This is a genomic window from Brucella sp. RRSP16 (assembly GCF_052246815.1).
In the GTDB taxonomy this organism is placed as follows: domain Bacteria; phylum Pseudomonadota; class Alphaproteobacteria; order Rhizobiales; family Rhizobiaceae; genus Brucella; species Brucella intermedia.
The window spans coordinates 382,589-403,597 of record NZ_JBQQAM010000001.1 but is presented as its reverse complement, the minus strand read 5'-3'; the positions used below and the strand labels follow the sequence as shown (position 1 = coordinate 403,597).

The following is a 21,009-nucleotide window of genomic DNA, read 5'->3' as shown; positions in this document are numbered from 1 at the left end:
ACACAGCTAGCAGATACATTATAAGGCGTCCATGAATGACGAAACTGCTCCAACGAATAAAAGTCAGGAAAAGGTCGAGCTTCGCCGCGGCTGGACGACTGGCGCCTGCGCGACGGCTGCCACCAAAGCGGCTTTGACGGCGCTCATCACCGGGGAATTTCCCGATCCTGTCGGCATAATTCTACCCAAGGGCGAAGTGCCGTACTTCCAGCTTGCCTATGAAGGACTGGGCGACGGCTATGCGATGGCGGGCATCGTCAAGGATGCGGGCGACGATCCCGACGTAACCCACGGCGCAACCATCATCTCGACGGTATACCCGGCCCCGCCGGGGACCGGCGTCGTCTTTCGCGCCGGTGAAGGGGTTGGCACGGTCACGCGTCCCGGCTTGCAAATTCCCCCCGGCGAAGCAGCGATCAACCCGGTTCCACGCCGCATGATGACGGAAATCTGCGAGCAGATTTGCGCCGAATATGGCCTGCCCGCCGACCTCGTGATCACGATATCAGTGCCAGGCGGGGAAGAGATTGCCACGAAAACATGGAACCCGCGCCTCGGCATTATCGGCGGCATTTCCATTCTCGGCACCACTGGTGTGGTTCACCCGTTTTCCTGCTCGGCCTGGATTCACTCGATCCATCGCGGCATCGACGTTGCGCGTGCTGCCGGGCAAAAACATGTGCTCGGCGCAACCGGTTCCACGTCCGAAGACGCAGCGCAGGCGCTCTATGATCTGCCGGATTTTGCCATTCTCGACATGGGCGATTTCGCAGGCGGCGTGCTTAAATATCTGCGAGACCATCCCATCGACAAGTTGACGATCGCAGGTGGCTTCGCCAAGCTGACCAAGCTTGCGCAAGGCGCGCTCGATCTTCATTCGTCGCGCTCGCAAGTGGACAAGGGCTTCCTCTGGGCCATTGCCGATAAGGCGGGCGCCCCGACAAGTATGAAGGATCAGATTCTCTTTGCGAACACTGCGCTGGAAGTACTTGAACTGACTCAATCAATCGGCATCGACATGGCCACACCGATTGCGCTCAAAGCGAAGGAAACTGCGCTGGAAACCCTTCGCGGCGCACCTGTGGAGGTTGAGATTATCGTGACTGACCGCAGTGGAAATATCCTTGCGCGGGTCTGAGCCGAAGATACTCATTCTGGGCGGAACCGCCGAGGCGGCAGCGCTCGCAACGGCTTTTGCGGAACTCCCTGTCAAAGCCATCACCTCGCTTGCCGGACGCACCAGCAATCCAGCCAGACTCACTGGAACGGTTCGCATCGGTGGCTTCGGTGGACCGGAGGGCCTTGCAGACTATATCAGGGCCGAAAAAATCCACCTCGTGATCGACGCCACCCATCCTTACGCGGCGCGTATATCGCAAAATGCCGTCATCGCCACAGAGGCGACGAAAACCCCACTCGTTCGGCTGGAGCGCACCGCCTGGGAAAAGCAGCCAGATGACAACTGGATCGATATTTCCGGCGAAGCCGAAGCTGCGAACGCCATTCCTCCCCACGCGCGCGTCTTTCTGGCGCTCGGTCGCCAGCACATCGCCCCTTTTGCCAAGCGCGCTGATGTTCATTTCGTCATGCGCATGATCGACCCGCCGGACGCGGCGCTGCCGCCGGATTGCGAGCTTATCCTCGCAAGGCCCGGCGATTTCGCTGCGGAAAAGCAATTTCTGGAGAAACACAAGATCGGACTGATCGTCAGCCGCAATTCGGGTGGCACCATTTCCTATGCCAAGATCGAAGCCGCTCGCGCGCTCAGGCTTCCGGTCATGATAATTTCCCGCCCGCCGGTTGCGGCCAGGAACATCGTCACCTCGCCGGAAGATGCAATCGCATTTGCCCGCACAAGCTTAGGCTTTTGAACGTGCCGCGTGGTTATGCGCCTCATGATAGAGCGCTGAATCGCGAAAGCTCTTTGGGTCCAGCCCGCGCCCGACAAAAATCATCGCCGTGCGTATCAACCCGGATGCCGCCACCTTCTCCGCTATATCCGCCAAAGTACCGCGCAATATCTGCTCGTCCGGCCATCCTATGCGATAGGCAACGACAACAGGGCAATCAGCGCCATAAAGGGGCATCAGCTCGGCCTTGATCTTCGTGAGGTTGCGAATGGAGAGGTGAATCACCAGCGTCGCGCCTGACCGGCCAAGCGTGGCGAGGTCTTCGCCTTCGGGCATGGCGGACGATTTCATCGAGGTGCGGGTCAGAATGATGGTCTGGTTGACCTCTGGAATGGTCAATTCCTGCTTCATGGCGGCGGCAGCGGCCGCAAAGGCTGGCACGCCCGGCGTCACATCATAGGGAATGCCGAGACTGTCCAGCCGGCGCATCTGTTCGGCCATCGCGCCGTAGATCGATGGATCACCGGAATGCACCCGCGCGACATCGAGGCCGTTAGCGTGGGCGACTTCCATTTCGGCGATGATCTCATCCAAAGTTAGGGATGAACTGTCGACCAGACGTGCATCCTTTGGTGCTCCGGCAACAAGTTCAATCGGCACCAGTGATCCCGCATAGATGCAGACGGGGCATCGCTCGATCAGGCGCAGGCCACGAACGGTGATAAGATCCGCCGCGCCAGGACCGGCGCCAATGAAATGAACAGTCACAATTTTACCTTCCTGAACTGCGGAGCGGCGTCGGAACCAGCAATCGCCAAGGCGGCAGTTGTCCGGACGGACGCGGTTTTCTCGACCGCGAGAATACCGTGCGGACCGGCAGCAGCAAGCGCTGCCGCTTCGGCAACGCCATGACAACCGACTGCCCGGAAAACAGCGTCCGACGGGTTTTTGAGACGCGGTGTTTCCTGCTCCAGTCGCGCGGCATCGAAAAAACAGAGCGCACAATCATAATGCGACGCAAGCTCCGCCCACACCGGCTCGGCGCGCTTCGCGCTCAAGGTTGCAATAGCATCGGGCCGTGCGCCCCCACCCCGAGCCAACACCTGCTCGGCCAAGGCCAAAAGTTCATCAAGCGTCACGCCCGACGAACCGCCCATGCCAAGAACCCTATTGAAATTTCTAGAACCCACAGGGAGATGACTGGCGCGCTTTGTGCAGTTCTTCCGGCTTGACCCCAAGCGTATCGGCAATGCGCTGGATCATTGTTGCTTCGCTACGATCAAGGCGATTATCGGAGCAGGCAATCGTCACGAGGTCACCAAGCAGTGCCAGCCGACGCTCCGGCGCCATTTCCGCCAGCATGTTGGCGGCTTGCTTGGTTGTCGTCTCGTAAGCAAAATCCTTGAGATATTCCGCGACTTCCGGAAGCTCTTCCGGTGGAATGCCGAAATTCTTTTCGGCAATTTCCTTGAATGCGGCTATTTCGGCTGGGTGCTGATCGCCATCGGCAAACACCACATGCAACAGCAAAAGCAGTTCAGAAGCGAGCGCCGGATCATCGGCGACACGCTGCACGGCGCTCTTCCTGCTCAGAAAAGCAGTAATCCGCTCAAAGATGCTTTCGCTCATGGAACCCCTCTAAACTTTCAGTCTGCTTATAATGAATAGCGCCGGACGAGCAGGAAAACAATCTCGCTCCGAGACCCAGCTTTCTTCCGAGTGCGCCTTTGTTTGACTGGCGTTCGCCAAGCAGCTGCTCTATGTTGCCCCAACCTCTCCTTTAGGCTCCCCCGATGCTTGAATTTTTTGACACGCTTACCCTGCTCCTCACGGCTGCGGCATTCATTGCCGGAATCATCGATTCCATAGCCGGAGGCGGCGGAATGATTACGATTCCCGCCCTGTTGCTGGCCGGAATACCGCCCGTTGAAGCATTGGGCACGAACAAGCTGCAAGGATTGTTCGGCTCATCGTCAGCAACCATTGCGTATGCGCGCAAAGGGCATGTCAATATCAGGGAACAGTGGCCCGAAGCGCTCGCTTCGCTCATCGGCTCGGTATTCGGCGCATTGCTGGCAACCGTTCTGCCCGTGGATATCATGCGCGCGGCCCTGCCGATCCTCCTGATCGCCATCGCAGTCTATTTTGCCGTCAAGCCGAGCCTTGGCGATGTTGATCGGGCACGACGTCTCGGACCGTTTCTTTTCGGCGTAACCCTCGTTCCGCTGATCGGTTTTTACGATGGGCTTTTCGGCCCCGGAACCGGATCGTTCTTCATGCTCGCTTTTGTGGCGCTTGCCGGTTTCGGTGTGTTGAAAGCTACCGCGCATACGAAGCTTCTCAACTGCGCTTCCAATGTCGGCAGTTTTGTAACCTTTGCCCTCGTCGGCACCATCAACTGGAAAATCGGCATCTGCATGGGTATTGCCCAGTTCATCGGCGCGCAGATCGGCGCAAGCCTCGCCATGAAGGTCGGCTCACGCATCATCAAGCCGCTTCTGGTCGTCGTCAGCCTGGCGCTGGCAGTTCGCCTCCTGATGGATGGAACCAATCCGCTGCGCCAGTGGATGGGATTTTAAATTCTAAGCGCCACCAAAACGACACCACAACCAATCAGCAGAATGCCGAACCAGTTGATGGTGGACATGCGCTCGCCGAGGAATGCCGCGCCGAACAGGGCCACCAGCACCACCGACAATTTATCGATCGGCGCGACGCGCGATGCGTCACCTATCTGCAAGGCCCGGAAATAAGCAAGCCACGAAGCGCCGGTCGCCAGCCCAGAAAGCACCAGAAACAGCCACGACCGCCCGGAAATTTCGCCCGGTTTCTGCCACTGGCCGGTAACGGTCAGGAACAGGCACAATGCACCGATGATAACCAGCGTGCGCACGAGCGTGGCGAAATCCGAATTGATGCCTTGAATACCGATCTTGGCAAAGATCGCCGTCAACGCGGCAAACACCGCCGACATCAGTGCCCAGAACTGCCAGCTGTCCAACATTGAAGCATTTCCAGCAAAAGTGTGAAACGGTTTTGCGCAGGATAATGCGCAACTAGAACTCGATGCCCTTCTGTGCCTTCACCCCGGCGCGGAATGGATGCTTGATCATCTCCATCTCGGTCACCAGGTCTGCGGCTTCAATCAGCTCGTCCTTGGCATTGCGGCCAGTGATGATGACATGCTTCATCTCCGGCTTGGCCTTGAGAACCTCTATCACTTCCTCGACCGGCAGGTAATCGTAGCGAAGCACGATATTCAACTCGTCGCAGAGCACCATATCGTAGCTTTCATCCATTATCAGCGCCTTGGCTTGTTCCCAAGCACCGCGCGCCATGGCGATATCTCGCGTGCGATCCTGCGTCTCCCAGGTAAAGCCCTCTCCCAGCGCTGAAATCGTGACCTGATCGGGAAATTTTTCGAGAACCCAGCGCTCGCCTGTGTCCCACGATCCCTTGACGAACTGCACGACCCCGATCTTCATTCCGTGGCCCAACGCGCGGAAAACCATCCCGAAACCGGCGGTCGATTTGCCCTTGCCCTTGCCGGTATGGACAATCACCAGACCTTTTTCCTCGGTCTTTGTCGCCTGGATCTTGTCGCGGGCAGCTTTCTTCTTGCGCATCTTGTCCGCATGGCGGGCGTTCAGTTCCTCTTCCGTCATGGACAGAAGTTTTGCAGATTTTTCAGCCATTTGTCCTCATTCCCGGATTCAAAGTCGCAAGTTGTTCCAGTTCAAACCGCGCCGAATTGGAGCGTGGTGTCCAGAAGCCCCGCTCGATGGCATTGTTCAGCTTCGCCGCTGTCTCGGCAAGCGCCGCGGGATTTTTCTCGGCCATGAAATCATGCACTGTCCTGTCGGCAATATAAGCCTGATAGACCGCCTCGAAGTGATGATTTCCGACCTTGCCGGTGGTCGCCGCAAAGGCGAACAGATAGTCGACGGTTGCCGCAATCTCTGCCGCGCCTTTATAGCCGTGACGCATCACACCTGTGATCCATTTCGGATTAGCCGCCCGCCCGCGCACGACGCGTGACAGCTCTTCTTCCAGCGCCCGGATCGCTGGCTTTTCCGGGCGGGAATGGTCATTGTGATAAACCGCAGGCATTGCCCCGTTCAGGCTTTCCACGGTCGCGGCCATTCCACCTTCGAACTGGTAGTAATCATCGCTGTCGAGAAGGTCGTGCTCGCGATTGTCCTGATTCTGAACCACGGCCTGAACAGAGCGAAGCCTTTCTTCAAGAAGACCGCGCTCGGCCTGCCCTTCCTCGCCTGCACCATAGGCGTAGCCGCCCCAGACAAGCCAGGCTTCGGCCAGATCGTTGCGCCCGGCCCAGCCATTCTCGTCGATCAGGGCCTGCAAGCCTGCTCCATAAGCGCCGGGTTTGGAACCGAAGACACGATAGCCCGCGCGGCGTTGCGCTGTCTTTTCATCCGCCCCTTCGACAACAAGACGCGCCTGCTCAATCCGCATACGAACTGCGACTGGATTGTCCTCGGCATCTTCGTCGAGAGCGCCAACTGCACGCACGGCCTTGTCGAAGAGCGCAATCTGTTCCGGGAACGCATCGCGGAAGAAACCGGAAATGCGCAGCGTCACATCGACCCGGGGACGGCCAAGCTTTGCAATCGGAATGATTTCATATCCAGTCACCCGGCGTGATGCCATATCCCACAGCGGCTTGACGCCGATCAGTGCCAAAGCCTGCGCTATATCATCGCCGCCGGTACGCATATTCGACGTTCCCCAGGCGGTCAGGCCGAAAGACGTCGGCCATTCACCATGATCCTGTGTGTAGCGAGTAATCAGGAGTTCGGCCGATTTGCGACCAAGTTCCCATGCCGCCGGAGTGGGAACGGCCCGACTGTCGGTAGAGAAGAAATTGCGACCGGTCGGCAGCACATCGGGGCGGCCCCGCGTCGGTGCGCCGGACGGTCCCGGCGGCACAAATCGCCCGTCGAGTGCGGCAAGAAACCCGTCTATCTCCGAAGGCCCGCATGAAACGACCATGGGGCGCAGATGCTCCTCTATGGATTGCAGCACCGCCCGCGTCTGCAGCCAGTCTTCCGGGCAGTCCGTTTCGCCCGCAATAAAACTCGCCGCCAGCAGTTCGATACGTTCCACCGTATCGCCTGCTATGCGCCACGTTGCAGGGCTTGCGGCGCAAAGGAGTTCCGGTTTGGACCCGGTCCAGGCTTCGGCCATATTGCAACCGAGCGGATCGAATGTTTCGCCAAGTCCACAATCCGCAGCGATTGCCCGCTGGAGACTTTGATCGCCCGGCGCACCACCGAGCGCAACCGGAACACCGCGCGGCACGCGGGCCAGCGCGACCAAAAGATCGGTCAGCAGCCTGCCTTGAGGTGCAAGTCCGAAAATATGCAGCCCGTCGCGTATCTGCATTTCCTTCAGATCGCAAAGATAGGCATCCAGCTTTTGCAAAGCCATGTCTTCATCGTCATGATCGTGAATGCCCGCATCCCGATCGAGCCCGATGTCGCGCACGAGATCGAGTATCTGTCCTTTCAGCCTCAGCAGGCGGCGAGGATCGACACCGGAGGCCTCGTAGTATTCGTCCACCAGCGCTTCCAGATCTTTGAGCGGACCATAGCTTTCGGCGCGTGTCAGCGGCGGCGTCAGGTGGTCGATAATGACCGCGCTGGCGCGACGCTTGGCCTGCGTGCCTTCCCCGGGGTCATTCACGATGAAAGGATAGATATGCGGGGTGGGACCAAACACGGCTTCCGGATAACAGTTTTCGGACAGCGCAAGCGCCTTTCCCGGCAGCCATTCCAGATTTCCATGCTTACCCATATGCACAATGGCATCGATACCTGCGACCTCGCGCAGAAACGCGTAGAAGGCAATATATCCGTGTGGAGGCACCAGATCGGGCGAGTGGTATGTCTCTTTCGGATCGATATTGTAACCGCGCGCGGGCTGAATACCGACAAAGGTTTCACCCAGCCGCATCAACGGCAATGCAAAAGCGACAAGTTCCTCCGCAAAGTAAGGATCGTTTTCTGGCGCACCCCAGCGGACTTCAATTTCCTTCTGAATCGCAGTGGGAAGTCTTTTGAAGAAAGCCTTGTATTGATTCAGTGAAATCGTCTCGCGTATCTCTCGCCCGTCACGCGCGGCATTGGTCGGACCAGCTGTCAGGGCGCGCATCAGAGCATTCCCGTCCACCGGCAGGTCAGAGAGGGAATAGCCGCCATCCGCCATCGCGTGCAGGACTTCGATCGTCCCGGCTGGCGTATCGAGCCCTACCCCGTTTCCAAGCCGCCCGTCACGGTTCGGATAATTCGCAAGAATAAGCGCAACACGTCTTTCTTCGGGTGATTTCCGTTTCAACCGCACCCAGTTTGCCGCAAGTTGCGCCACAAAATCCACGCGGTTTTCATGCGGCTCGTGGGTAACGATATTCGCCTCCACTGCCGCGTCGAACTGTTTGGCCGACTTGAAGGAAACCGCACGTGAAAGCACGCGCCCGTCCACTTCCGGCAAGGCGACATTCATCGCCAGATCGCGCGCCAGCAGCCCTTGCTGCGACGATTCCCAGACGGACTTCGGCGTACCGGAAAAGATGACTTGCAGCACCATGTTGCCGCGCCTGTCGAGCACGGTCGGCTGGCGCTCGGCACCCGGCGAAGAAATCGCAAATCCCGTGGCATTCAATACGATATCCGGCGGACAATCCTCAAACAGACCATCGACAACGGCTGCGGACAACCGGTCCTTGAGGCTCGAGACGAATATCGGAAGCGGGTTAAGGCCCCTTGCCTGCAACGAAGCGATCAGCGCATCGACGGGCTGCGTCTGTCCGCTTTGCACCAGCGCCCGGTAAAAAATGATGGCAGCGACAGGTGCTTTTGCATCGCTCCAGTGCTGGCCGATGCTGTCCAGCGACGAGACATGGTCTCCCGGCCACCACAGACCAGCCTTGAGCAGAGGTGCGGCACTCTCCGGCTTCTCGGAACCTGAAATCAGTGCGGCGCAATATTGAAGAAATGCGCCCGTATTCGCTGCCCCGCCTTCGACCAGATACTGCCAGAGTTCATTTCGATCATGGGCAGAGACGGTCGAAAACCGGTCCAGCCCGTGGTCCGGTTTGTCGTCTCCCGGCAATACGGCAATCTTGATGCCATGATTGACGGCGCAGGCATGCAGCGCTTCCAGCCCGTAAGGCCAATAGGTCTCACCGCCAATGATGCGCACCACAATAAGGCTCGCATATCTGGCCGTACGCTCCACATAAGCATCCACCGACATGGGATGAGTGAGGGTCAGGAAATTGGCCAGCCGCAAACTCAGCAAATCCGGCGCGAGCCTGTGCGCCTGCGCCAGACTGGCCAGTTCCGTATCGGCGGCGGAAAGGAACAATATCTCTCCCGGCGTCTGGGCGAGATCGACGGCCTCATTGCCGTCGCTGATTGTTCCTTTCTGGGCAAGGAGAAGATGCATCGGTCAGACGGCGTCTTTCACTGCCTTGGCGATGGCCGCCTCATCAATGTCATGCAGCCCGATCACGACCAGTCGCGTGGAGCGCGCTTCATCCTTGCCCCATGGACGGTCGAAATAATGCTCGATGCGCGGGCCGACTGCCTGCACAACCAGACGCATCGGTTTGCCAGGAACATCGACAAAGCCCTTCAGACGAAGAATGTCATGTTCCGCGATAACCGCTTTCAGCTTATCCGCAAATAGCTTGGGATTGGCGACAGAACCCGCTTCAACCACAAAACTCTCGAATTCGTCGTGATCGTGCTCGTGTCCATCTGCATGATGGATTTCATGGTGAGACTTGCGGTTGGCGATATCGTCTTCAGTGCCGACACCAAGACCGAGCAGAACATCGGCGCCAAGCTTGCCGAAGCTCGCAGGAACCATATTCACGCGGCGCGCCGAACGCTCGGCGACGTCGGCCTTGACGCTTTCCAGTCTTGATGAATCGATCAGATCGGCCTTGTTGAGAACGATAAGGTCGGCTGCATGAATCTGATCCTCAAACAGTTCCTCCAAGGGGCTTTCATGATCAAGGGATTCGTCCGCTGCCCGCTGCGCATCAACCTTGTCGTGGTCATCAGCGAAACGACCTTCGGCAACAGCTGCGGCATCGATCACCGTCACCACGCCATCGACCGTCACCTGCGTCTTGATCTCCGGCCAGTTGAAAGCCGCGACCAGCGGCTGCGGCAAGGCAAGGCCGGAGGTTTCGATCACGATATGATCGGGGCGATCAGCGCGATCCAGAAGCTTGGTCATGGTCGGGATGAAATCATCGGCAACAGTGCAGCAGATGCAGCCATTGTTGAGCTCGATTACATCTTCCTCGCGACAGGTCTCGATACCGCAGCCTTTCAGAATACCGCCATCGACCCCGAGATCCCCGAACTCATTGATGATCAATGCAATGCGTTTTCCGTTGGCGTTTTCCAGCAGGTTGCGGATCATCGTCGTTTTGCCCGATCCAAGAAAACCCGTGATAACGGTTGCGGGAATTTTCTGTCCCTGCATTGATTTATCCCTTCATCTTCAGCGGCAACCCTGCCGCTATCAAATAAACTTCATCCGCAACCGCAGCTACTGCCTGATGCAGAAAGCCTGCGTGGTCGCGAAATTCCCGTGCCATGCGATTTTCAGGCACGATTCCAAACCCAACTTCGTTCGAAACAAAAACCACAGGTCCCGCGAGGTCCGGCAGCATGGCGACGAGTCCTGCCGTCTCCGCCGCTATGTCGCGCTCGGCCAACATCAGATTAGTCAGCCACAGGGTCAGGCAGTCAACCAGCACGAACCGATTAACGGTAACATGCAGCGTGAGTGCACTGACGAGATCGAGCGGCTCTTCTACTGTCTGCCAGTCGGATCCACGTCGGTCCCGATGAATGGCAATGCGGTTTTCCATTTCGTCGTCGAAGGCGCGCCCAGTTGCAAGATAGAGCGGCTGCAACCCCGAGGACTGCGCCATTTTCTCGGCATAGGACGACTTGCCCGAACGGGCTCCGCCAAGGACCAGAACCGATTTTCCCGGCGAAGCCATTTTCGTCAGCCCTCAATCTCGGACGATGCATAATGCTGGATGAACCAGCCGAGCGCGAGCCAATCACCGCCCACATGAACAAGTTGGTCGCCAGCGATGCGACCGCATATTGCGACGCAAGCAGCGCGGGAACGGGAGACGAGATATCTTCCGGATGCGGTGCTCCATAGAGCTGTGGCGCAACGATCAGAACCAGCCCCAGGATTTTCGCCCAAATTTCCTGACGCAACACGACGAGATATATACCGAGACCGCTCAGCACCACGGCAGCAATCCACCATAGCTGCCGCTCTGCCAGATCGGCCGCCGGCATTGCCGGCAACTCCGGCGAGAGCCCCAACGCAGGCAGAAATGCCACCGCGAAGAAGCCTGCAACGCCCCAATAAATGCCATTCTGCACGGTAATACGACGTCCGAGCAGCAACGCCACGCCGCCAAGCAGCAGGGCAAAGCCAGCCCCCGCAACAAGATTGGCAAGGATCGTGTTACCCAATCGTCCGAACGGCAGTTCGGCACCTTCCTCTTCGGCGTCTGCAGTAACAGCGCCATGATCATGCGGTGCAGCTTCCACCTCGCCGTGGCTATGGCCACCACCAGCTTCTTCGAAAGTTTCAGCCTGCAGGATCAAAGGCACTGTTCTCAGATACATGGCAGGCGTAACCAGCAACCCGGCCAGAAGACCGGCGGCGAGCGACGCCAACAAATAGCGGATCAACATTTCTGTCCCCCATAGCAATTCCGCGCCGATGGCCATCCACCATCAAGCTTTGCTCAACTTCAATTCTGACAGCTATTCGACTGCTCAGTGGCAGGGAAAACCATAGGAATGGCGCGTATCGTGTGCCGAATCGTGCAGCGTATCGGAATGGGCAAGCCCTACGCCGTAAATCAGGAACGCGCCAAGAAGCAGCGAAACAACAGCCGTGCCCAGACGGGCAGCGAGCGGCATTGCGAGTGTGCTGGAAACAGAATTCTGAGTATGTGCAGCCATGACAACCTCCGTGCAGGCAGCAGGGAAAAACCTCCCATGGGGTGCGGGCTCAATGCCCTCACGCAACAGGCAGGTCTCCTGGCTCACGGGTCGCGGGGATTAAGGCTACCTTCCCAGAGGTCCTTCTGCCTCCAGTGGTTACCGGTTGCCCGGCTTGCCTCATCCCTCTCCGCTCTACAGTCGCGGGGTCGGCTGCGATAAAGACGCCCGGATTGGGTCCGTCCGTCGCATTCCCTTTTTGGTATCGCCGGGATTCGTCCCGACAAAAACCTGTTGCATGGTTTGACATTAGGCTTTCGCCCCACCGGCGTCAATCGCGGCAGAATATCTGCAATCTCATTTCAAATTAAACAAAGCGTCGATATTGAGACATTCTTCCAGTCCTTCGGCCAGCTCATTCAATGCATCTTCGACGCCGGCGCGATAATTTACCGAGCTGCTTCGCACACCAAGACTCTTCAGAAATTTTCGCCGAAATTCGTCCGCATTGAAAACACCATGGAGATAGGTTCCCATGATCCGGCCATCCGGCGATATCGCGCCATCGTGATGCTCAGCTAACCGGGCGAAAGGCCGCGCCATATCCGGTCCGGTCGTGCGACCGATATGGATTTCGTAGCCCTCCAGCGGTGCATTGTGCAGACAAGAAGTCGCCTGCACGTTGCGGACCACTTTTTCAGGCGCCATCACCGTTTCTATATAGAGAAATCCGAGGCCATCGATGTCGCGCACATGCCCTTCGATACCAGCAGGATCGCTGATGTGGCGACCAAGCATCTGAAATCCACCACAGATACCAAGCACATGACCGCCCCGTCTCACATGGGCGGACAACTGCCGGTCCCAGCCATTGTCCCGAAGCGCCATCAGATCAGCTATCGTAGACTTGGTTCCGGGCAGAATGACGAGACCCGCCTCGCCGGGAATGCTCGAACCGGGCGGCACCATGACCACTTCCACATCCGGCTCAGCTTTCAGCGGATCGAGGTCATCAAAATTCGCGATGCGCGGCAACATCGGCACCGCGACCACAAGCGCCTTCTTGTGCCCAGCCACAGCACGTTCAAGAACGACTGAGTCCTCCGCTGGCAATCGCGACACTGCTTTCAGCCACGGCACCACCCCAAATGAACGCCAGCCGGTAAACCGGGTAATCGCGGCCAGCCCGTCATCAAAAAGCGAAATATCGCCCCGGAACTTGTTTATCAGGAACCCGCGAACCATCGCGCGATCCTGTACGGAAAGAATTGTGTGCGTCCCGACAAGGGAAGCGATCACTCCGCCCCTGTCTATATCGCCGACGAGAACCACCGGCACATCGGCCTGCGTAGCGAATCCCATATTGGCGATATCACCAGCACGCAGATTGATCTCGGCGGGCGATCCTGCCCCCTCCACCAGCACAAGGTCTGCACCTTCGCTGACATGGGCGAATGATTCCATGACCGCTGCCATGAGCTGCGGTTTCAATTCCTGATAATAGCGCCCGCGCGCCTCGCCTCGCACCTGCCCCTGCACGACGACCTGACTGCCCATGTCGGTCTGCGGCTTCAGGAGCACCGGGTTCATATGGACGGACGACGGTACTCCGCAAGCCAGAGCCTGCAGCCATTGCGCCCTGCCGATTTCTCCGCCATCATCGCTGACTGCAGCATTGTTGGACATGTTCTGCGGCTTGAACGGTCTGACTTTGAGCCCCCGATTGCGTGCAACGCGGCATAATCCGGCAACAAGAACACTTTTGCCGACGTCCGAACCCGTCCCTTGAAACATGATTGCGCGTGCCATGGAAGGTGCGTAGCTTAAACTCGAGGCGCTGGCAACGGCATGCCGTTCGGCCACCTTCTATGCAAAAATGCGCATCAGTTTATTACAAATGTGAGCAACATTATTCCAATGGAGCGTTGGCAGCCTCACCCGGTTATGATCTAGTTCGGCGGAGGGGTACGGTGCTACAGGGAGGAAACCATGGATGCTGCCGACCAGAATCAGTTCGAACTGAACGAAGATCAGCTTGCCATTCAGGATATGGCGCGAGCCTTCGCCAGTGATCGTGTCGCGCCGCATGCATTGCAGTGGGATCGTGACAAGCATTTCCCCGTCGATGTATTGCAAGAGACGGGACCGCTCGGCATGGGCGGCATTTATGTGCGTGAAGATGTAGGTGGCTCGGCGTTGAAACGGCTCGACGCGGTGCTCATTTTCGAAGCGCTGGCAACCGCATGTCCTTCATTCTCGGCCTTCGTCTCCATCCACAACATGGCCGCATGGATGATCGACACTTTCGGAAACGAAGAACCGCGGCAACGCTTTCTGCCGAAGCTCACGTCGATGGAATCGCTTGCGAGCTATTGCCTGACAGAGCCCGGATCAGGTTCGGATGCTGCAGCGCTCAGAACACGCGCCACGCGCGATGGTGACCATTATATTCTCAACGGCTCCAAGCAGTTCATTTCTGGTGCTGGCGCAACAGATATCTATGTGACAATGGTGCGTACCGGCGAGGACGGTCCCAAGGGAATTTCCACCATCGTTGTGCCAAAAGATGCACCCGGCCTTTCTTTCGGCGCCAATGAATTCAAGATGGGTTGGAATGCGCAGCCGACGAGAACCGTCATTTTCGATAATTGCCGCGTTCCGGTTGAAAATCTTCTAGGGGAGGAAGGAACCGGCTTCCGCATAGCAATGGCAGGGCTTGATGGGGGGCGGCTCAACATCGCTGCCTGCTCGCTCGGTGGAGCACAGTCAGCGCTCGACAAGTCGTTGGAATATTGCAGCCAGCGCAAGGCTTTCGGCCAGACGATTGACCGGTTTCAGGCGCTGCAATTCCGTCTGGCCGACATGGAAACCGAACTCTCCGCCTCGCGTCTTCTTCTATATACCGCAGCCAGCAAGCTTGATCGTAAAACCTATGACGCAGGAAAATGGTCCGCGATGGCCAAACGCTTCGTCACGGACACGGGGTTTGATGTAGCAAACGAAGCGCTCCAGCTTTTCGGCGGCTACGGCTATCTTCATGAATACGGGATCGAAAAGCTTGTCCGTGATTTGCGCGTGCACCAGATTCTCGAAGGCACGAACGAAATCATGCGCGTCATCATTGCACGCCAGATGATCGGGCGCTGACTGAATTAATAATCGCCAAGGGAGGAGTTCATTATGGCCAAAATAGCATTTATCGGCCTTGGCAATATGGGCGGGCCAATGGCCGCAAACCTCGTGAAAGCCGGTCACACCGTGCGCGGTTTCGACCTTTTGCCGCAACATCTTGATGAAGCAAGGACAAACGGTCTCTCGGTCGCTTCGAGCGCCCAGGACGCAGTTGCTGACGTGGACGTGGTGATCACCATGCTGCCGGCGGGAAAGCATGTTCTCGCGGTCTATGAAGACATTGCACCAACGGCACGCAGAGATTCACTTTTCATCGACTGTTCCACAATCGATGTGGATTCGGCGCGCAAGGCACATGAACTGGCCGCGAGCCACGGACATCTTTCAATCGATGCGCCGGTTTCCGGCGGCACCGGGGGCGCTTCCGCAGGCACATTGACTTTCATGGCTGGCGGAAGCGACGAAGCGTTCAAGCGCGGCGAGCCGATCCTCCAGCCCATGGCCGGAAAGATCGTGCATTGTGGCGGCAATGGCGCGGGACAGGCCGCGAAGATATGCAACAATATGATCCTCGGCATATCGATGATCGGTGTCAGCGAAGCCTTTGTTCTTGCGGAAAAGCTGGGACTTTCACATCAGGCCCTCTTCGACGTGGCTTCGACTTCATCGGGGCAATGCTGGTCGCTGACGACCTATTGTCCTGTTCCCGGCCCCGTTCCTACGTCGCCTGCCAATCGGGACTATAAACCCGGCTTTGCCGCAGCCCTGATGCTGAAAGACCTCAAGCTCTCTCAGGAAGCCGCTCAAAGCGCTGGCGCTGAAACGCCGCTCGGAGCGCATGCGCAGGAACTCTACCGTCTCTTCGACAGCGAGGGCCACGGCGGCGAAGACTTTTCAGGCATCATCAATTATCTGCGCGCTAAATCTGGAGCAAGGTAAACAAATCCCCATGCAAAAAACTTGCATTGTTTAGATTTGCTTAAGTGTCTGATAACCGTACGGTAACGATGTTGAGCTAGAAAGGAGCAAGAGGCGGTTCACACCGGCTCGACGCTCCGGATCTGGTACTGCGTACCGGAGCTAAGTATATCCCGCCAGTGTATTGTTCGGCGGAGATGCCATGCGTAATTGGCAAAACCGTGCACCTTTGGCAGCGCGGTTTTTGCCGTTCCTGGCCTGAAAATACTGCCGTATCAGCACTAGGCTCAGGAACTGTTAATCTGACGGACATGGTGTGAGGCTCGCAGCTTTTATCATTTCCATTGCTGGTCTCCATTAAATTGTTGGGTCTCGAGCCCAGACCTCTTGCCCCCACGTTATTGCCCAATTACACGCCTTTGTTACAAAGCTTTTTGAGCCGTCCGATTGAAATCCGGACATAATCCTGTGAAATGCAGTGTGCCTCCAATGGCGCGCCTGCACAGGCCATATTTTATTCGGGGCAATGAGTTTGACCGCACAACGATCAGCCACCGCTATTTCCAGCGCAGACAGGAAGCTCTTCGGCCTGCCCGTGGCTGTCATTTTCGTGCTGTGCTATTTTGCGTTCCAGGCCGTTCTTGTCACTGTTGTTTCGAACGGTGCCGGTCTCGATGACGCTGAACAATTGGCGAATATCGGCTATCTGGACTGGGGCTATGGCGGATCGCAACCCCCTCTCTATACATGGATTACCAACCTGGCGGCGTCATTGCTCGGCACCTCGATGCTCACGCTGCAGATCGTCAAGTTCAGCCTTCTCGCAAGCCTGTTCCTGAGCGTTTACGGCGCGATGAAATTGCTTGGTTTTTCGCGCATTATTGCGTCGGCCAGCATGCTCGGATTGTTCCTCATTCCGCAAATTGGATGGGAATCGCAGCGCGCATTGACGCATTCAGTTGCAGGTACCGCCGGTTGTGGCTGGGCATTTCTGGCTTTTGCCTGGCATATGCGGGCGCGTCACGCGGGATCTGCTGCCGCTCTTGGCGTCACGATGGCTGCGGCACTTCTCGGCAAGTTCAACGCGTCGTTTTTCCTGATCATGCTGATTGTGACGGGCCTTCTCATGCCCGAATATCGCCGGATACTGCTCTCCAGGCTCAGTCTCGTAACGGTTCTGACATTCGCGATCTGCTTCGGACCAACCGCGACCTGGATGCTGGCGCACAAATCGAGTGTCATGGCGCGTGCGAGCAAGTTTGAGATCGGCGCGTCCGGCAATCTGCTCTTCGACAGGCTGATGGGCGTCGAAAGCCTCATTGAAGCGGCATTTCTGTTCTCAATCCTTGCGATCGCGATTGCTGGCATCATCGCGCTTATTCACTGGAGGAAACGTAACGCACCCGCAACCCCGCTGACCACCGGCGAAAAATTTCTCCGTCTCCTCATCTTGGTCGGGCTGGTTATTGTGCTTGTGGGTGTTGTGGCGACCGGTGCCAATAACGTGAAAGACCGCTGGCTGCAGCCAGTGCTGTTTCTGACTCCGGCACTGATGGCGAGCCTTATGGGGCGTTATCGGATCGGAGATCGGCCTTTGTTCGACTATGCCGTCGTCAGCGCTGTTGCCGCGCTGATTGTTCCGCCGGTGTTGAGCTACAATCTGACCTACGGCTCCGGCTCGCCGCCTTACGGCCAACTCGACTATCGACATCTTTATGAGGAAGTGCAGGCGAAAGGCCCGTTCAAGACGATCCTGACGGACAATGCCCAGATACCGGGCAATTTCAGATTATTTGATTCTGCCTTACGAGTAGTGCACCCAGAAACACCGGATACCAGAGCGCATTTGACGCCACCTGTCCTCGTGATGTGGTTTGGTGGGGCTGAACCAAATGAGCGCATTGCCGCCTTGTTGCAGAACGCAAATATAGCCGTGCCTCATGAAAGCATCGTAACCACGGAAGTTGTATACAAAACCCGGCCCGACAAGCATATGACGGTCAGCTATTTTCTGGTGCCGTAGCGAAATGGCCCGGGTCTTCCCGGGCCATTTGTTCTTTATTCTACGGTATCCTGGACCGCATGTGCGGTACTCTTTACATCGCGGCCAACGCCTCGAACCGTGTTTGCGCAGGAGGCGAGCGTAAATGCGCAGAGAACGATAGCTAATGGGACAAGTCGGGTCAGCTTCATGACAGTCTCTCCAATGGGATGCGCGTTTCTGCCCTTTTGAAGGAGCAGACGCCTAAAGTTCCAAGCCTATTCAAACCAGTTATGCCTCCCGCCGCATACAAGCCCCTGCTCGGCAGCTGGCGGTGAAGCCGATTCACTCGGCTGTCACACAAGAAATCTAGCGCAGCGTTTTTCACTGGCAAGAGAATGCTTTAGTCCTATCCCAATAAACTGTGATCTTCATCAGCAAGCACGGAAGGTCTCGAACCGCCCGGAGCGACGATAACCTTCGAAAACACTTCGCAAATGGTCGGCGACAACCTGAATATGCGGACCGGCTTCCGGTTTCACAACCATGCCAAGCTGATAGCGACCGAGAGCAGGCAAGCCGTGCTCCGGCCCCAAAGCAACGATTCCTTCACTCAACAGCGTTTTACCGAAAGGCGCGATGGCAAGATCAGCCATGATTGCGGCCCGCTGCCCGGTCGAGTGTGAACTCATATAAGCGATCCGATAAGGACGCCCGCTGCTTTCAAGCGCTTCGAGCGCATTGCCCCGCCAGGCGCAGCCCTCTTCCCATATGGAGAGCGGCAAAGGGTCCCGGCGATAAGCCGTACCACACTTGGCGCCAGCCCACACCAGTTCCTCGTCCAGCAAAACTTCCACATCGCCTTTGTTGGGCACCGTGTGGGAAATATTGATCAGCGTCACATCCAGTCGGCGCTCATCCAGCCGCTTGCGCAGGTTGCTGCTTTGGTCGATCACCACATCGACCGTTACCCCCGGATGGCTTTCAGAAAAACGCTTCAACACGAGAGGCAGGACACATTCGCCAATATCGTCCGGCGAGCCCAGCCGGACCACGCCGGTCACCGTGGGCGCAACGAATTTCGACACCGCTTCGCGATTGAGAGCCAGAAGACGCCGCGCATAGCCGAGCAGAATCTCACCATCGCTGGTCAACGTGACCGAACGCGCGTCACGGTCGAAAACCGCTACCTCCAGCTGTTCTTCCAGTTTCTTGATCTGCATCGAAACAGCAGACGGCGTGCGGAACACCGCGTTCGCCGCTGAAGAAAAGCTTCCGGTATCGGCAATCGCCACAAATGTGCGCAACACATCAATATCGAGCATCGGAAGAGGATGTTGAACGGGCGCTGTCATGACGGACTCCGTTTCTAGCACTTTGTTCAAATTTTCTGATCTTAAGCCTTTCTATATTTCGTTTGATTGAACGTCAAGCGGAATACATATTCAGAGCATCAACAAGGCGAGCTGCAGCGAACGCATCAACCGGACTTTCTGAACGAGGAGAGAGAAAATGACCGTTCAATGCCAAACCGCTTCCCATGGCAAGGCGGCGACAGTTCGCTTCCTGCCAACTTGGACCGTCACAAATGCGCCGTCATGGCTTCTGGAACTTCACTCCAGAATGCGGCAGCAGCTGCAAATCTGGGCTTATGAGGGACGCGTGAAGCGCAGCCGCCGGGTACTGGAATCATTGCCTGAACACATACTGCACGATATTGGCTGGCCCAACGTGGATGATCGGCTGGCCGGCACCCCGCGAAATCCGGCCGAAATCCGGCGCAAAAACTGAAATCGATTGAGGGCGACCATGCGGCCCGCCCTCAATTTCCCGACATTGAAATACCTTTTCGCGGCAGGCATTTAGCCGCACTTTGCAACCTACCCGTTCTGTGTCTCAATAGAACACTATCTTGTTTGCGTCATCACCTGCCCCCTGTGAATCCGGGTATGCGCGACAGGATCGCCGGTCTGAAAGCGACCGGATAGAAACCGGGCCCAAAATGACCCGGAGTCGTGACGGAGACACAAGGCCTCAGCTGCGTCGGGAACCGCGGCCAAAGCCTTCGAGAATGGGAACGATCGGGCATGATCCAGGCTTCATCGGTTAAGCGGTCTATTGTCTTTTTTCTTGTTCCAAATTTTTCGATGATTGCTTTCGCAACGGCCATCGAGCCATTGCGCATTGCAAATCGAATGCTGGGCTATGACGCCTATCGTTGGCGGCTGACATCTGTCGACGGAAAGCCGGTGACGGCCTCCAATGGCGTGGAATGCGCTGTCAACGCATCGCTGGAAGACGAGCGGCGCTTTTTACAGCGCGAACAGCGTCCATCGATGGTGTTCGTCTGTTCAGGCGTCTACGTAGAAGAATTCAGGAACAAATCAGTCTTTGCGTGGCTGCGCGAGGAGTATAATCGCGGTGTTGCCGTCGGCGGGCTTTGTACTGGCGCCCACATACTGGCGGCAGCCGGACTTCTATCCGGAAAACGCTGCGCAATTCACTGGGAAAATCTTCCGGGTTTTTCGGAGGCTTTCCCCAAGGCCGAGGTATATGCCGATCTTTTTGAGGTGGATAGCAACCTCTACACCTGCGCCGGCGGAACAGCTTCTCTCGATATGATGCTGAAACTGATTGGCGACGATTTCGACGCGAACCTGGTCAACAAGATTTGCGAGCAGGCCCTGACCGATCGTGTTCGCAGCCCACAGGATCGCCAGCGCCTGCCACTGCGCGCCCGCCTCGGCATTCAAAATTCGAAGGTACTGACCATTATCGAGATGATGGAAGCCAACCTTTCGGAACCGCAGGCGCTGATCAATGTCGCCCATACGATAGGCCTGTCCCGCCGGCAGGTTGAACGACTTTTCCGCCAGGAAATGGGCCGATCTCCGGCGCGCTATTACCTCGAAATCCGGCTAGATCGGGCACGGCACCTGTTGCTGCAGTCGTCCATGCCGGTCGTTGAGGTTGCAGTTGCCTGCGGTTTCGTATCCGCGTCGCATTTTTCCAAATGCTACCGGGAACTATATGGGCGCTCGCCCCAACAGGAACGTGCTGAGCGCAAAATGCTCATCGCTGCCTGAGCACGATATCGAACGGGAACGGTGCG

20 protein-coding genes, 1 pseudogene and 1 riboswitch are annotated in these 21,009 nt (G+C 57.2%); of the genes and pseudogenes, 8 read left to right on the top strand and 13 right to left on the bottom strand.

Going from position 1 to position 21,009, the window contains the following annotated elements:
- The first annotated feature begins 31 nt into the window (after positions 1-31).
- Both ACS5UA_RS01860 and ACS5UA_RS01855 read left to right on the top strand, forming a co-directional pair.
- Complete coding sequence (locus tag ACS5UA_RS01860; protein ID WP_021585991.1) at positions 32-1,138, top strand: cobalt-precorrin-5B (C(1))-methyltransferase; 1,107 nt, start codon at positions 32-34, stop codon at positions 1,136-1,138.
- Positions 1,125-1,871, top strand: a complete 747-nt coding sequence (locus tag ACS5UA_RS01855) for a cobalt-precorrin-6A reductase (RefSeq protein ID WP_021585992.1) — start codon at positions 1,125-1,127, stop codon at positions 1,869-1,871. The genes ACS5UA_RS01860 and ACS5UA_RS01855 overlap by 14 nt, the downstream gene beginning before the upstream one ends.
- On the opposite strand, the gene cobM is transcribed toward ACS5UA_RS01855, so the two are convergent.
- From cobM to ACS5UA_RS01840, 3 genes are read right to left on the bottom strand one after another with little or no spacing between them, the layout of a single operon-like run.
- Positions 1,860-2,618: a precorrin-4 C(11)-methyltransferase gene (cobM, locus tag ACS5UA_RS01850; RefSeq protein WP_021585993.1), complete on the bottom strand. Its 759-nt coding sequence runs from the start codon at positions 2,616-2,618 to the stop codon at positions 1,860-1,862. The two genes, ACS5UA_RS01855 and cobM, sit on opposite strands and share 12 nt — an antisense overlap.
- Positions 2,615-3,007: a cobalamin biosynthesis protein gene (locus ACS5UA_RS01845; protein ID WP_021585994.1), complete on the bottom strand. Its 393-nt coding sequence runs from the start codon at positions 3,005-3,007 to the stop codon at positions 2,615-2,617. The genes cobM and ACS5UA_RS01845 overlap by 4 nt, the downstream gene beginning before the upstream one ends.
- Before the next feature lie 22 nt (positions 3,008-3,029).
- Entirely contained in the window at positions 3,030-3,479 is a 450-nt protein-coding gene (locus ACS5UA_RS01840) for a tellurite resistance TerB family protein (protein WP_006467101.1), read from the bottom strand.
- Positions 3,480-3,643: 164 nt separating this feature from the next.
- Between ACS5UA_RS01840 and ACS5UA_RS01835 the strand changes: the two genes are divergently transcribed.
- Complete coding sequence (locus ACS5UA_RS01835; RefSeq protein ID WP_021585995.1) at positions 3,644-4,429, top strand: TSUP family transporter; 786 nt, start codon at positions 3,644-3,646, stop codon at positions 4,427-4,429.
- Here the strand turns inward: ACS5UA_RS01835 and ACS5UA_RS01830 are convergent.
- The 8 genes and pseudogenes from ACS5UA_RS01830 to ACS5UA_RS01795 all read right to left on the bottom strand — a co-directional run bounded on the left by ACS5UA_RS01830 (position 4,426) and on the right by ACS5UA_RS01795 (position 13,675).
- On the bottom strand, positions 4,426-4,854 hold the full coding sequence (locus tag ACS5UA_RS01830) for an EamA family transporter (protein WP_006467107.1): 429 nt from the start codon (positions 4,852-4,854) through the stop codon (positions 4,426-4,428). The two genes, ACS5UA_RS01835 and ACS5UA_RS01830, sit on opposite strands and share 4 nt — an antisense overlap.
- A 52-nt stretch (positions 4,855-4,906) precedes the next feature.
- Entirely contained in the window at positions 4,907-5,545 is a 639-nt protein-coding gene (cobO, locus tag ACS5UA_RS01825; RefSeq protein ID WP_021585996.1) for a cob(I)yrinic acid a,c-diamide adenosyltransferase, read from the bottom strand.
- A complete protein-coding gene (gene cobN, locus ACS5UA_RS01820; RefSeq protein ID WP_021585997.1) occupies positions 5,538-9,317 on the bottom strand; it encodes a cobaltochelatase subunit CobN in 3,780 nt (1,259 codons plus the stop codon). The genes cobO and cobN overlap by 8 nt, the downstream gene beginning before the upstream one ends.
- Positions 9,318-9,320: 3 nt before the next feature.
- Positions 9,321-10,370: a cobalamin biosynthesis protein CobW gene (gene cobW / locus ACS5UA_RS01815; RefSeq protein ID WP_021585998.1), complete on the bottom strand. Its 1,050-nt coding sequence runs from the start codon at positions 10,368-10,370 to the stop codon at positions 9,321-9,323.
- 4 nt (positions 10,371-10,374) lie between these two features.
- On the bottom strand, positions 10,375-10,896 hold the full coding sequence (gene cobU, locus ACS5UA_RS01810; protein WP_021585999.1) for a bifunctional adenosylcobinamide kinase/adenosylcobinamide-phosphate guanylyltransferase: 522 nt from the start codon (positions 10,894-10,896) through the stop codon (positions 10,375-10,377).
- Between the two features lie 5 nt (positions 10,897-10,901).
- Positions 10,902-11,614: pseudogene (locus ACS5UA_RS01805) on the bottom strand (CbtA family protein).
- Positions 11,615-11,698: 84 nt separating this feature from the next.
- A complete protein-coding gene (locus ACS5UA_RS01800) occupies positions 11,699-11,887 on the bottom strand; it encodes a CbtB domain-containing protein (RefSeq protein WP_021586001.1) in 189 nt (62 codons plus the stop codon).
- A gap of 51 nt (positions 11,888-11,938) precedes the next feature.
- A riboswitch (cobalamin riboswitch) is annotated at positions 11,939-12,176 on the bottom strand.
- Positions 12,177-12,223: 47 nt separating this feature from the next.
- On the bottom strand, positions 12,224-13,675 hold the full coding sequence (locus ACS5UA_RS01795) for a cobyric acid synthase (RefSeq protein WP_443101116.1): 1,452 nt from the start codon (positions 13,673-13,675) through the stop codon (positions 12,224-12,226).
- 180 nt (positions 13,676-13,855) lie between these two features.
- Here ACS5UA_RS01795 and ACS5UA_RS01790 point away from each other — a divergent pair, with 180 nt between their 5' ends.
- The 3 genes from ACS5UA_RS01790 (at position 13,856) to ACS5UA_RS01780 (ending at position 17,939) form a co-directional block, all read left to right on the top strand.
- The gene (locus ACS5UA_RS01790) at positions 13,856-15,013 is read left to right on the top strand and encodes an isobutyryl-CoA dehydrogenase (RefSeq protein WP_021586003.1); all 1,158 of its coding nucleotides are present in this window, start codon (positions 13,856-13,858) and stop codon (positions 15,011-15,013) included.
- 33 nt (positions 15,014-15,046) lie between these two features.
- Positions 15,047-15,937, top strand: coding sequence for a 3-hydroxyisobutyrate dehydrogenase (gene mmsB, locus ACS5UA_RS01785; protein WP_021586004.1), 891 nt, complete (start codon positions 15,047-15,049; stop codon positions 15,935-15,937).
- A gap of 505 nt (positions 15,938-16,442) precedes the next feature.
- The gene (locus tag ACS5UA_RS01780) at positions 16,443-17,939 is read left to right on the top strand and encodes an ArnT family glycosyltransferase (protein ID WP_443101115.1); all 1,497 of its coding nucleotides are present in this window, start codon (positions 16,443-16,445) and stop codon (positions 17,937-17,939) included.
- A 35-nt stretch (positions 17,940-17,974) separates the two neighbouring features.
- Here the strand turns inward: ACS5UA_RS01780 and ACS5UA_RS01775 are convergent, their stop codons facing one another.
- Both ACS5UA_RS01775 and ACS5UA_RS01770 read right to left on the bottom strand, forming a co-directional pair.
- Positions 17,975-18,109, bottom strand: a complete 135-nt coding sequence (locus ACS5UA_RS01775; protein WP_006470280.1) for an entericidin A/B family lipoprotein — start codon at positions 18,107-18,109, stop codon at positions 17,975-17,977.
- 222 nt (positions 18,110-18,331) lie between these two features.
- On the bottom strand, positions 18,332-19,252 hold the full coding sequence (locus tag ACS5UA_RS01770) for a LysR family transcriptional regulator (RefSeq protein ID WP_021586006.1): 921 nt from the start codon (positions 19,250-19,252) through the stop codon (positions 18,332-18,334).
- 157 nt (positions 19,253-19,409) lie between these two features.
- Here ACS5UA_RS01770 and ACS5UA_RS01765 point away from each other — a divergent pair, with 157 nt between their 5' ends.
- On the top strand, positions 19,410-19,688 hold the full coding sequence (locus ACS5UA_RS01765; protein WP_021586007.1) for a hypothetical protein: 279 nt from the start codon (positions 19,410-19,412) through the stop codon (positions 19,686-19,688).
- Positions 19,689-19,984: 296 nt separating this feature from the next.
- A complete protein-coding gene (locus tag ACS5UA_RS01760) occupies positions 19,985-20,983 on the top strand; it encodes a GlxA family transcriptional regulator (protein WP_021586008.1) in 999 nt (332 codons plus the stop codon).
- Positions 20,984-21,009: the final 26 nt, after the last annotated feature.

Bases quoted from the DNA above. Each gene is read 5' to 3' on its own strand.
- ACS5UA_RS01860 (WP_021585991.1), top strand. From the start codon at position 32: ATGAATGACGAAACTGCTCCAACGAATAAAAGTCAGGAAAAGGTCGAG.
- ACS5UA_RS01845 (WP_021585994.1), bottom strand. From the start codon at position 3,007: ATGGGCGGTTCGTCGGGCGTGACGCTTGATGAACTTTTGGCCTTGGCC.
- ACS5UA_RS01840 (WP_006467101.1), bottom strand. From the start codon at position 3,479: ATGAGCGAAAGCATCTTTGAGCGGATTACTGCTTTTCTGAGCAGGAAG.
- ACS5UA_RS01835 (WP_021585995.1), top strand. From the start codon at position 3,644: ATGCTTGAATTTTTTGACACGCTTACCCTGCTCCTCACGGCTGCGGCA.
- ACS5UA_RS01830 (WP_006467107.1), bottom strand. From the start codon at position 4,854: ATGTTGGACAGCTGGCAGTTCTGGGCACTGATGTCGGCGGTGTTTGCC.
- cobO (WP_021585996.1), bottom strand. From the start codon at position 5,545: ATGGCTGAAAAATCTGCAAAACTTCTGTCCATGACGGAAGAGGAACTG.
- cobN (WP_021585997.1), bottom strand. From the start codon at position 9,317: ATGCATCTTCTCCTTGCCCAGAAAGGAACAATCAGCGACGGCAATGAG.
- cobW (WP_021585998.1), bottom strand. From the start codon at position 10,370: ATGCAGGGACAGAAAATTCCCGCAACCGTTATCACGGGTTTTCTTGGA.
- cobU (WP_021585999.1), bottom strand. From the start codon at position 10,896: ATGGCTTCGCCGGGAAAATCGGTTCTGGTCCTTGGCGGAGCCCGTTCG.
- ACS5UA_RS01800 (WP_021586001.1), bottom strand. From the start codon at position 11,887: ATGGCTGCACATACTCAGAATTCTGTTTCCAGCACACTCGCAATGCCG.
- ACS5UA_RS01795 (WP_443101116.1), bottom strand. From the start codon at position 13,675: ATGGCACGCGCAATCATGTTTCAAGGGACGGGTTCGGACGTCGGCAAA.
- ACS5UA_RS01790 (WP_021586003.1), top strand. From the start codon at position 13,856: ATGGATGCTGCCGACCAGAATCAGTTCGAACTGAACGAAGATCAGCTT.
- mmsB (WP_021586004.1), top strand. From the start codon at position 15,047: ATGGCCAAAATAGCATTTATCGGCCTTGGCAATATGGGCGGGCCAATG.
- ACS5UA_RS01780 (WP_443101115.1), top strand. From the start codon at position 16,443: ATGAGTTTGACCGCACAACGATCAGCCACCGCTATTTCCAGCGCAGAC.
- ACS5UA_RS01775 (WP_006470280.1), bottom strand. From the start codon at position 18,109: ATGAAGCTGACCCGACTTGTCCCATTAGCTATCGTTCTCTGCGCATTT.
- ACS5UA_RS01770 (WP_021586006.1), bottom strand. From the start codon at position 19,252: ATGACAGCGCCCGTTCAACATCCTCTTCCGATGCTCGATATTGATGTG.
- ACS5UA_RS01765 (WP_021586007.1), top strand. From the start codon at position 19,410: ATGACCGTTCAATGCCAAACCGCTTCCCATGGCAAGGCGGCGACAGTT.
- ACS5UA_RS01760 (WP_021586008.1), top strand. From the start codon at position 19,985: ATGATCCAGGCTTCATCGGTTAAGCGGTCTATTGTCTTTTTTCTTGTT.